Origin of the sequence: Massilia aquatica (assembly GCF_011682045.1) — a bacterium.
Lineage (GTDB): Bacteria > Pseudomonadota > Gammaproteobacteria > Burkholderiales > Burkholderiaceae_D > Telluria_A > Telluria_A aquatica.
Genome location: NZ_VVIW01000007.1, coordinates 215,779 through 227,533 on the forward strand (window position 1 = coordinate 215,779; position 11,755 = coordinate 227,533).

Annotated in this window: 4 protein-coding genes; all 4 read right to left on the reverse strand. The window is 65.2% G+C overall.

Annotated features, from left to right (window positions below; genetic code table 11):
- Positions 1-7 precede the first annotated feature (7 nt).
- The 4 genes from F1609_RS14990 to F1609_RS15005 all read right to left on the reverse strand — a co-directional run bounded on the left by F1609_RS14990 (position 8) and on the right by F1609_RS15005 (position 11,721).
- Positions 8-3,202 carry a WG repeat-containing protein gene (locus tag F1609_RS14990; RefSeq protein WP_167077201.1) on the reverse strand — a complete coding sequence of 1,065 codons (3,195 nt, stop codon included), beginning with the start codon at positions 3,200-3,202 and terminating at the stop codon, positions 8-10.
- A 40-nt stretch (positions 3,203-3,242) separates the two neighbouring features.
- On the reverse strand, positions 3,243-5,057 hold the full coding sequence (locus F1609_RS14995; protein ID WP_167077202.1) for a WG repeat-containing protein: 1,815 nt from the start codon (positions 5,055-5,057) through the stop codon (positions 3,243-3,245).
- Between the two features lies 1 nt (position 5,058).
- Positions 5,059-8,388 (reverse strand): WG repeat-containing protein, encoded by a 3,330-nt coding sequence (locus F1609_RS15000; protein ID WP_167077203.1) that lies wholly within the window; start codon positions 8,386-8,388, stop codon positions 5,059-5,061.
- Between the two features lie 1,851 nt (positions 8,389-10,239).
- Complete coding sequence (locus tag F1609_RS15005; RefSeq protein WP_167077204.1) at positions 10,240-11,721, reverse strand: WG repeat-containing protein; 1,482 nt, start codon at positions 11,719-11,721, stop codon at positions 10,240-10,242.
- Between the last annotated feature and the right edge of the window lie 34 nt (positions 11,722-11,755).

Sequence of the window (11,755 nt, forward strand, 5' to 3'; positions counted from 1 at the left end):
TGTGTAGTCAGGTTGTTGTCAGGACGGCGCGCACGGCGCTTTGCAGCGCCACCGGAACATGGTCGATCGCCCAGTAGTGTTTGCTTACCGATGCGATGCACAGGGGGAGCGTGCGCAGCTCCTGCGGAACAAATTTGAGTTCGTAGTCGTGTCTCTGCACCGCTGCAAGGCAGAACGCTTCGCTCATCATGGCCACCGGTAGCTGCTCGAAACGCTTGTGTCCGTGGCTGAGAGCCAATTCGTAGAGCGCCGTCGTCATCAGGCGGCGTGGTACGAAGCGCACGGCGTCTGCATCGAGTTCGACGGCCAGGTCGACCATCGCCCGCGTGATGCGCCGTCCAGGAATTTTTGCCAGCATCTGCGGTTGCGTGGCCAGTTCGCGCAGCAGGGTCGCGTCGTCGGCCTGGCTGGCCGCTCCCTGCGCCAGCACGTGCAGCCAGGCGATGCTGGCGTTCGCCCCGAACTGCGGCGTGTAGTCGCTGCGCAGCGACAGCACCTTGGCCGCTTCCAGCGCGGCGCGCTGCACGTCACCCTTGAGGCGCCAGGCGCTGGCAAGCACGTAGTGCATGTGCACCGGCCGACTGGTGTTGCCGATCGCGAGCTGCGCAGCGGTGATCGCGCCGTCCGCATCGCCTGCGGAAAGGCGGTTCCAGGCGCGTAGGGCATGCCAGCGGCTGCCGCCGTCGGAGGCCCGGTCTGCGTCGCCGTCGATCAGACGATCGGCAACCGCCTCTTTTAGTTCATCGGGCACCCCGGAGAAGGCGTTGTCGTCTTTCAGCAACGCCTGCGCACACAGTTCTTCGGTCATCAATGTCGGCGGGATGCGTGCCAGGAGCGTGGCGTCGCCCCGGCCGGCCATGAATCGGGCCACGCGCGGCGTGATCGCGGATGGATCGACGAAACGGATATTGTCAGCGTCCTTGGAAAGCGCGATTTCGACGATGTCTTCGTTGTGCAGCCGCCATGGCACATTGCGAATGTCGGCATCGTTGCAGACCGCGGTCAGACAGGTCTGCTGGTCGAGCAGGCAGCCCCACACGTGCTCTAGGCAGTCGCGGTGCAATCTGGTCGGAATGGTGGAGTTGCGCTTGTCGGCACGTAGCCAGCGGGCGTCGTCGGCATACAGCGAGCGTGCCAGGGCCAGCCCACCGGTGCTCATGACCACCGGTGGAATGCGTGATGCGGCCTTGGCGTTGCGCCGGATCTGCGCTTCCAGCCGGGCAGGGGTTTGCAGGCGTGGCGGCAGGAACCGGTAGGCGCGGATCTCGGATTCGATGAGGGCATCGGCGATGGCATCGTCGATCAGTTCCCCCGGAATGCCGATGATGGCATCGGGCGAGGCGCTCACGCGCGCCACCCAGTCGATGCCGTCATCCGGCGCAGGATGGTCGTCGCCGCCGGGCGCCTCTACAGCGCGGCCGGTGAGGGCGGCGTCGAGCGTCTCTTTCGATGGTGCGCATACCAGCCAGATGTGGTTCCAGGCGTCGCCGTCGCCAGTATCGACGACCGAAGAGAGCCCCAGCCAGAGCTGGTTCGACTCCGGGCGCGCCGATTCGGGCTCCGCCAGCGCTTGCGCGAGCGTGATGCACCAGGCGGTGGCGTCTTCCGTAGCCGCTTCGCCAGCATAGTCCGGGTCGCGCTCCGGTGGGCCGTAATGCGCAGTCAGGATGGCGACAAAGCGGGCGCGCACCGCTTGCGCCATGACGATGCGTTCTTCGAATAGAAATGAATAGCGGCCATGTTCGTCTTCGTCCAGATAGGATCGGAAGATGCGGCGCCGCGAGCGCACCGCTTGCGCCACCTTGTCGTTCAGGCTGAGGCCATCGTCTTCCTCCTCATGGTCGTCGTGGTCGTTGTTGTAGATGGCCTCGGGTGCGTATGTGCCGTTGTCGAAGGCGTCGAGCAGCGCACCGGCGTTGTGAAGTTTTTCCTCTGTCGCCTGCACGAGCGTGACGGCCAGCGCGGTCAGCGCATCGAAGCCTGGCAGTTCAGCGAGCAGGCTGTCCGGCGGCGCGGTAAAGAAACGCCGGGGCGATCGCAGGGCCGGGAAAGGTGTGCCTTGCCAGAGCTGGCTACCGGCGGCGTCGTACAGTGCCGCGTATGTGCCTTGCGGCCCGCTTTCGGTACGCAGGCGGTACACCACGCGCGCATCGCGGTCGAGCAGCACGACGCTGCGGTCGTGTTCCAGGAACGCGGCCAGCGCAGTGCCAGCTTCGCACGGAGCGATGTGCCGGCCGCGCACCGTGATTGGCTCGACCGCGCCCGCCGGCGGCGCCGCAAACGTGCCGTCCGCGCGCGCGATACCCCACACCGGGGCCGAGTGGCCGTCGGCGCTGCGCGCGACGGCGAAAGCGTGTTCGTTGAAGTCGTCGCACCAGTCGAGGGGAAGGTCAAATTCCAGCTTGCCTCGTGCGGTCATGCAGATGTAGTTCGAGTCAACCGCGATCCCGCATTGCATGTGCGCCGACGGACTGCGCATGTCGCGGATGACCATTACCCCGTTTGTGTCGAGATAACCGGCATAGTCGTAGCTCTCGCTGTAAAAGGCCAGCGTGTCGTCGTTGAACTCCCTGATACTTTCGTAACACGGTTCGAGCACCCATTTGCCTTGCCGGTCGATCAGTCCATACTGTCTCTTTTTTTCGGCGGCCGGGGCCACGCCCGCGTCGGAAAAAGCGAGCGACATCAGGAAGCGCGGCGCTATCGCCCATGCGCCCGTGCGGTCGATGTAGCCGTATTTGCTGGACGAGCCGCGCGCGGGCGCCAGACCGACGGCGCTGAATGAACCGGCCATAGTGAAGCTGGCGTCGAACGCAAAGCCGCCGCTGCGGTCGATGTAGCGCCATTTGCCGCCCTCGACCTCGACAACCGCGAGCCCATGCCGGAACGGCTCGACCCGCGTGAACCGGGCCGGCACGACCACCTTGCCATCGCGCCCACGGTAACCCCACAAGCCGCCTTCGCAAAAATGCGAAAGGCCTTCGCTGAACGGAAAGGCGTATTCCAGGGCCGGCTCGAGCACCCAGCCGCCGCTGGCGTTCACATAGCCGTACTTGCCGTTGACAGCCATCGCCGCCGCAATCGCGCCGCCGGCGACGTCGTCGATAAATCGGCCGAACACCTGCGCCAGGCCGGGAGAGGAGGTATACACCTTTGCCTTGTGGAGAATGAGTAGTTCGTTCCAGGCCGCTGGCGGGGACATGTAGTTTCTGATGAGGACAGGCTGGATAAACATGGTGTGCTCAGGTGAGATCGAAAGGGGATGGCTGCTGTCCGGCCAGCGCCGCATTGAACGCCGTCTGGCTGGGAACGCACACCAGCCAGATATGCTGCCACGCGTCGCCGTCGCCGTTCTGGTGGACGCCCGCGATGCCAAGCCACAGCGCGCCGACGCGCCATGCCAGGGTGTCGCGGTCGGGCTCGGCCCCGGCGTAGTCGGGATCGGACACGGGCGCGCCGAAATGCGCGCTCAGTCGTGCCACGCAGCGCTCGAGCATCCGCAACACCATCGGATAACGGTCGTCGCCGAGGAACTCATAACGCATCAGTTCAGCCTCGCCGAGGTACATGCGGAAAATGCGGCGCCGGGTGCGTACCAGCCTTGCCAGCCGGCCTTCGTCGTCGGTGTCGCTGTACCCGTTGAAGCAGTCATCGGGGCCCGACTTGTACGCGTACGCGTCGTCGGTTTCCTTCTCGCCGTCGTGCGCCGCCTGTTTCAGGGCGTCGATGTTGAGCAGCTTGGCCCGGGTTGCCGCCAGCATCGTCTCGGCGTAGGCAGGTAGTTCGTCGACGTGGCCCACTTCAGCCAGGAATGCCTCGGGCGGCGCGGAAAAGTAGGGCTGCGGTGTGTGCAGTCCCGCGCACGGTGCATCCTGCCATAGCTGGCGCCCGGTCTCGTCGTACAGCGCCACGCGCTCAACGCCATCCTCCGATTCGGCGCGCAGCCGGAAGGCCAGGCGTGCATCGCGGTCGAGCAGGGCAATGCTGCCATCGCGCGCGAGAAAGGCGATCAGCGGGGTGCCCGGTTCGGGGTAGCCGATATCGATATCCCAGTCCGGCAGCGGTTCGAGCACGTCGGCGGGCACGACGGCGAAGGTGCCGTCGAGGCGTGCAATGCCCCACACCGGCCCGCGCTCCTGATCGACGGCGCGGGCGAGCGCAAAGCCGTGGGTGTTGAAGTCGCCGGCCCAGTCGAACGCCTCGCCGAATTCGCGCACATCATCCGCGCTCCGGTACCACATCTGCGCCGCGCGCTCTACGGCGACGCCGTGGCGCATGGTGCGCGACAGGTCGTAGCAGTCGGGAATGACGGGAATGCCGGCGGCATCGAGATAGTCCTCCTGGTTGTCATCAGCCTTGAACCATGCAAGGCCGTCGTCGTTGAAGGCGTCTATCTCGTCGTAGCAAGGCGCAAGCACCCATTCGCCCTGCTGGTTGATGATGCCGAAACGCCTGCCGTTCTCGCTGGCGGGCGCCACGCCGTGCCTTGAAAATGGCGCCGGAAGCTCGAAGCGTGGGGCGATGGCCCATGCGCCGCTGCGGTCGATGTAGCCGCATTTGTAGGTTCCACCTCGCGCCACGGCCAGGCCGATTGCGGTAAATGGTCCGGCATGGCGCAAAAAGCCGTCGAACGTGAACTGTCCGCTGGTGTCGATATAGCGCCATTTGCGCTCGCCGATCATGACTGCCGCCAGGCCGAAACTGAATGCCTCGGCTTTTTCGTATTGAGCGGCGACGGCCACGTCGCCCTTGAGGTTGCGGTAACCCCACCGGTCCTGGTCGCGGAACAGCGAGAGGCCGTCCGGGCCGAAAGGCTGGGCGTCTTGCAGGGTCGGTGCGACGACCCATTCGCCACGCGCGTTCAGGTAGCCACGGCCGCCGTCGGCAGCCATTGCGGCCGCAATGGCGCCGCCGGCGCGATCGTCGACAAATGGCCCGTTGACGTAATACAGGGCAGGGCGGCTTTGGTAAGCCCTGCCATCGTGAACCAGCAGCAGCTCGGACGGTTTGCCGTCTGGCTGCATCGGGTTTCGGATCAGGACAGGATGCGCGCTCATCTCAGGACCTCCTCACGCCGGTGGCGCGCGCGACTTCGTCGACCAGCGCTGCCGGAACATAGTCAAGCGCCGTTCTGCTGTCGCGCACGGCGGCGATGCATAGCGCGAGCGTGCGCCGGGCTTCTGGAACGTAGTAGAGTCCGAAGCTCGAATGCCGCACCGCTGCCAGGCAAAAGGCTTCGTCCTTGAACGCGGCGGGGATCTGCTTGAACTGCTTGACTTTACGCGCCAGCGCGAGGGCGTAGAGCGGTTGCGTCATCAGCCGCTTGGGGACGAACGCCACGGTTGCCGGATCCGCGCCAACCGCAAGGTCGACCATCTCGCGGGTGACGCGCCAGCGCGGCATGCCAGCCAGCGCGCCAGGATTGGCCGCCACCTGGGCCAGCAGGGTGGCGTCATCGAGATGGTTAACCGCCCGCTTGGCGAGGGCGCGCAGCCAGTATGTGCTGGCGTTACGGTCGAACTCCTCGCTGTAGTCGTTATCGAGCGACAGTACGAGAAACGCTTCGCGCGCCGCCGCGTCATGCTCGCCGGTCTGCCGGAAAGCGTCTGCCAGTATGTAGTGGACGTCCGCCGAGTCGGGAATCGCTTGCAACGCCAGGGTAGCGTCGGCAATGGCGCCCTGGTAGTCCTTCTGCCACGACTTTATCCAGGCACGCAGTTTGTGCCATTTGCTGAAATTGCGATATTCGCTTAGCGCGCTGGATGAACCCAAGTCCTCGTCGATCAGGCGCGTGGCGGCAGCCTCGCGCACTGCTTCCGGTACATCGGCCACGATGTACGGGTCTGTTGCCAGGGCGGCGGCACATATCTCGGCCGTGCGCAGGGCAGGCGCCATGCTGCGCAGCGCTCTCGCTTCGGTGCGCACCGCGAGCAAACACATCTCCGTCGTCAGCAGCGCGGCAGGGATGTATCGCACGGCATCGGTCTCGGGATCGGACAGTGCCCGCCGCACCAGGCCGGGTGTGATATCGCTCTTGTTGAGCCAACGGATATCGCCGATATCGTTATCCAGCGCGATCGCCTCCAGTTCAGGGGTGCGCAGCCAGCGCGGCATCGACGCCAGGCTGGCGTGCTCCCTGACCGCCCGGAGGCACTGCTCGTAATCGAGCAGGCAGCCCCACACCTCGCGAATGCTGTAGTCGTTCAGGTATTCCGGCACTTTGGACGCCGCGGCATCGGCCTCTTGCCAGTCTGTGTCGGTGGCGTACAGCGAGCGCGCCAGCGCCAATCCGGCGGCAGTCATGCAGGCGGGCGGAATCCGCACCGCAGTGTAGACATCCTTGCGGATCAACGATTCCAGGCGCTCCGGTGTATGCCATCGTGCGGGCAGGTATAGCAGTGCGCCGCTGCCATGCGCCAGCGCGGTATCGCAGAGGATGTCGTCCATCAGTTCGGCGGGGACTTCTTCGATGGCATAGTCGCGTCGTTTTACAGCAGCGGTCCATTGCTGGTAAGGGGTGCCTGCGGGGACCTCATCTTCCTGTTCGTTGTCATCGTCGTCATCGTCGTCGTCGTGATCGCTATCGTCATCGTCATCGTCCGTGTCTTCCTGCTGCGCGATCCCGACCGCGGACGCCGTTTCCAATGTTTCGAGGCTCGGACCGCAATCCATCCAGATGTCGAACCATGCATCGGCATCGTCACTGCCATTATCGACATAGATGGCGATCCACAAGCGGTTGGCGTCGTCCGTCGAACTGTGCGGCGTCGCCAGGGCGTGCCGCAGCTGCACCGGCCACCCGATCGAATCCGTGCGCTCGCCGGCCCCGGCCAGGTCGGGATCGGTGTCGCCGGGGCCGAAGCGTTCTTCCAGAGCGGCGATGATGCGCGCGTGCGCCACGCCACTGGCACGTGCGCGCACCGGGCCAAGAAAATCGTATTCCGTGTTGTGCGGTTCGCTGAGGTAGACACGCACCAGCCGGCACGACCTGCGCGTGCGCGCCGCCATCCAGTGTGCGTCGCCCGGACGTTCCACGAACGAATGCAGCTCGCGTTCTACCTCGTCGAGGAGGGATGCCGCATACCCTGGAATCTGTTCGAAGGCGTCCACCGGGACCAGGAATGATTCCGGCGGCAGCACAAAAAAGGGTGGATAACCAGCCAGGGCGTCACACGGCGCACCGCGCCAGAGCACCCGGCCGGCGTGGTCGGACAAGACTGCGCAGGCGCCGCCAGCGCAGTCTTCGCGTTGCCAGGCCAAGGCCGTGCGGGCTTCGCTGTCGAGCAAGTAGATTCGCCCGTCGCGCATGAGAAAAGGCGTCAACGGCGTGCCGCATTCGGAATCGGGGATGAAGCCATCGAGGGTGAGTGGTTCGAGCGCGTCCTCCGGCGCCGGCACGAAGCGCCCGTCGCGATGCGCGAAGCCCCACACCGCTGCGACAGGCTGGGCGTTTGCCCCGGGCGCAAAGTCGGACGTGCGTGCCAGTGCGTAGCCGCTGGCGTCGAATTTGCGCACCCAGCGCAATTCGACCGGAAACGTCATGGGCCCGTCGGCATTGACGAAGCCACGATCGCCGCTTTTCGCGACGCCGGCGCGCATTTTGTGCGACACCCATTGCCCGCTGATGACCTTGACCCCGCGCGCATCGAGGTAACCTTGGGCTTCCTCGCCGCTACCGGAGCCGGAGAAAAATGCGTAGCCGTCGTCATTGAACGGCCGGATGAATCCGCGCGATGCGGGCATGATCCAGTGGCCGCCGGTATCGATCAGCCCCCATTTTTCCTGAATGGCGCCGGCAGGGGCAGTGCCGCCGGCCGAGAAGGCCCATGCGCGGTAAAACTGCGGTGCGATCGCCCACTGGCCCTGCCGGTCGATGTAGCCCCATGGCTGGTCTTCCCCCGGCGCGGCCGCCGCCAGGCCGCAGGCGCTGAACTTGCCCACATGGGCGAAGACGCCATCGAACGCGAACCGCCCCTGGCAGTCGATGTAGCGCCAATGACCTTCGGATACCTTGACCGCCGCCAGGCCGTGCGAGAACCCTTGCGCCTCGGCGTACTGCGCCGCGATGACGCGCTCGCCCGCCAGGTTGACGAAGCCCCACAGACCAGCGTCGCAGAAGCGCGCCAGCTCGTTGTCGAGGAAGCTGCGGGCGTTGTCCAGGGTCGGCGCGACGATCCACTCGGCCCGTGTATTGATGTAGCCCCACATGCCGTTAACAGCCCGGGCTGCGGCGATGCCGCCACCCTGGCCGTCATCGGTGAATTCGCCGATCACATCGCCGATGCCGGGGGCGGGCACGTATATTCGACCCGCGTCGAGCACCAGCAGGTCCGGCTCCTGGTTCGCCGGTACAAAGTAGTTTCGGATGAACGCTGCGGTGATCGTCATGCTTTTCGGCTCTCATGTGGTGGCAAGGCGGCGCGGACTTCGTCGAGCAGGGCTGCCGGAACATGATCGAGCGCCGTGCTGCTGTGGCGTACTGCGGCGACGCATAGCGCGAGTGTGCGCAGGGATTGAGGGACCAGGAAGAGACCGAAGCTCAAGCTTTTTACCGCGCACAGACAGAGACTTTCGGTCATGAACGCCGTGGGCACCTGCACGAAGCGCTTGATGTCCTGGGTGAGCGCCAGTTCGTAGAGCGCGGACGTCATCAGGCGCTTGGGGACGAAGGCGACGCTCGCCGCATCGGCGCCGACCGCAAGGTCGACCATCTCGCGCGTTACGCGCCAGCGTGGTATGTTGGCCAGGCCGCCCGGATTGGCTGCCAGCTGCATTAGCAAGGTGGCGTCGTCGGTCTCGTCGATCGCCCTTTTTGCCAGCGCGCGCAGCCAGCCGATGGAGGCGTCTTCATTGAACTGCATGCGGTACTGGCTGTCGAGTGACAGCACCAGAACGGCTTCGCGCATGGCGGCGTCATGCTCGCCGATCTCGTCGAGCGCGTGAGCGAGGATGTAGTGGGGGTGCGCCGATTCCGGCATTGCCTGCACCGCCAGCGTGGCGTCGGCGATGGCGCCATGGTAATCGTTGTTCCATAGCCTGGCCCAGGCGCGCAGATGATGCCACCTGCTGGCGGTGCGTCCGTCGCGCCGCGTCTCGAGCGACTCCAGATCGGTGTCGATCAGGAGCGTCACTGTCGCTTCGCGAATGGCGGTGGGTACGTCGGGAAGGTAGTTCTCGTTCTGCTCCAGGGCGATGGCGCAGACCTCGGGTGTACGCAGGGCGGGCGCCATGATGCGCAGCGTTGAAGGATCGGTACGCACCGCCAACTGCCAGAGTTCCGCCGTCATCACGGCTGCGGGAATGTAGCTCACCACGTTGGCGTAGCGACGGGACACCGCGTGCCGTGCCATATCGGCAGTGATGCCGCTCTTTTCAATCCAGCGGATATTGCCGATATCTTTACCCAATGCGAGCGCGATGAGTTCGGGGCTGTGCAGCCAGCGCGGAATATACGCCAGGCTCACGCGCGCTTTGACCGCGCGCAGGCAAATGGCGGGATCGAGCAGGCATCCCCACACCTTGCGCATGGTGTAGTCGTTCATCACGTCCGGGACCGTCGATAACGCGGCGTCGGCGCGTTGCCATGCGGCGTTGGTGGAGTACAGCGAGCGCGCCAGGGCCAGTCCGGCGGCGGTCATGCACCAGGGCGGCACGGCCATTGCGCTATCGACGCTGTTGCCGATGACGCCAGCGAGGCGGTCGGCCGTCTGCCAGTGCGCGGGCAGATGGGTCAGCGCATCACAATTCTGTTCCAGGGCGGCGTCGCACAAGGCGTCATCCATGAGTTCAGCCGGAACGTCTTCGATCCTGTGGTAGCTGCGGCTTACTTCGGCCATCCACTCGTCGTAGGGAGACAGGGCGGCAGCCTGCTGTTCGTCCTCTCCCTCTTGCTCTTCATCTTCCTCTTCATCTTCCTCTTCATCTTCTTCGCCCGGACCGGCTTCCTGCGCGGCGATGCCGACCGCCGACGCCACTTCGAGTGTTTCGATGCTCGCGCCGCAGTCCATCCAGACGTCGAACCAGGCATCGCCATCGTCGTCGCCTTCGCTGCAGTAAACAGCAATCCACATCCTGTTCGAGTCTTGCCTCGCCCCCTGCGGCGCCGCCAGCGGTTGGCGCAGTTGCACCGGCCATGCCAGCGACACTCTGCGATAAGCGATGCGCGCCATGTCGGGATCCGGATCCGCGGTGCCGAAGCGTTGCTCCAGTGCGGTGACGATGCCGCTGTGCGCCAGGCTGCTATCGCCCGCGCGGTACGAGAGGAGGAAGTCGTAGTGCGTGTTGTGCGGCTCGCTGACGTAGACGCGCGCCACGCGGCGAGAGATGCGCGTCTGTTTTTGCGCTGCCGGTACATCGTCCTCGCCGCCCGCCAGCGCATGCAGCTTGCGCTCTACCTCCTCGAGCATGGAGATGGCCAGGTCGGGTTACCTGTTCGAAGGCGTCGCAGCCTTCCAGGAAGGATTCCGGCGGCGCATTGAAGAAGGGTGCCGGGATTACCAGTGCGTCGGCAGGCGCCGCGTGCCAGAGCGGCCGTCCGGCATGGTCGTGCAGGATCGCTCGCATGCCGCCGGCGCACTGCTCGCGCCGCCAGATGAAGGTCGTGCGCGCTTCGCCGTCGAACAGGTGGATTTCTCCATCGCACATGAGGAACGGTGTCAGCGGCGTGCCCGATTCGTTTTCGGGAATCCAGCCGTCGCTCGTAAGCGGTTCCAACGCATTCGGCGGCACCGGGACGAAGCGGCCGTCGCGGTGCGCGAAGCCCCACACTGGCTCGGCGGGCACCGCACCGGGACCCGGCGCAAAATCGGAGCTGCGCACGAGAGCGTAGCCGCTGTCGTCGAAGGGGCGTACCCAGCTCAGATTGACCGGGAACGTCAATGACCCGTCGGCGGTGATGAAGTTCCGGTCGCCGTTGAGCGCGACGCCGGCGTGCATCTCTTCCGATACGAACCTGCCGGTGATGACCTTGAACCCGTGCGCGTCGAGGTAGCCCTCGGCTTCGTCGTCCGAATCGCGGTCGCGGAAATAGGCGTAGCCGTTGTCGTTGAACGGGTAGATAAAGTTGAAGGACGCGGGCACGATCCACTCGCCGCTGGTATCGATCAGCCCCCATTCATCCTCGTCGGCGCTGGCCGGAGCGACGCCGCTGGCTGTAAATGGCCAGGCGCGGTAAAACTGCGCGTCGATCGCCCACCGCCCTTGCCGGTCGATGTAACCCCACGGCTGGTCTTCGTCCTGCTTTACCGCCGCCAGGCCAAGCGCATCGAACTCGCAAGCACCACAAAAACTGCCGTCGAAGGCAAACTGGCCGTGTTGGTCGATGTAGCGCCACTCGTCGTCCGTCACCTTGACCGCCGCCAGGCCGTTGGAAAACCCTTCCGCCTCCGCGTACTGCGCCGCGATGACGCGCTCGCCAATCAGATTGACGTAGCCCCACCGGCCGCCTTCGCAGAAACGCGCCAGGCCGTCGGCGCTGAAAGCGCGCGCGTGCTCCATGCCGGGACCGGCCAGCCACGCGCCGCCGGCGTCGATGTAGCCGGCCTGACCATCGAGCGTGTACGCCGCAGCGATCATGCCGCCCCGGCCATCGTTCGTAAAATGGCCGACCTGCAGTAACGGCGTGACCGGCGCGATGACGTGGCCATCGGCCACCAGCAGCAGTTCCGCATCGGCGCCATCATGATGGAAGTAGTTTCGGACGAGGAGGGGCGTTGTCGGCATCGGACAGGATTGTGATTATTTGTTAACAGTTGAT

Coding starts and splice junctions, on each gene's coding strand:
- F1609_RS14990 (WP_167077201.1), bottom strand. CDS start 3,202: ATGTCCCCGCCAGCGGCCTGGAACGAACTACTCATTCTCCACAAGGCA.
- F1609_RS14995 (WP_167077202.1), bottom strand. CDS start 5,057: ATGAGCGCGCATCCTGTCCTGATCCGAAACCCGATGCAGCCAGACGGC.
- F1609_RS15000 (WP_167077203.1), bottom strand. CDS start 8,388: ATGACGATCACCGCAGCGTTCATCCGAAACTACTTTGTACCGGCGAAC.
- F1609_RS15005 (WP_167077204.1), bottom strand. CDS start 11,721: ATGCCGACAACGCCCCTCCTCGTCCGAAACTACTTCCATCATGATGGC.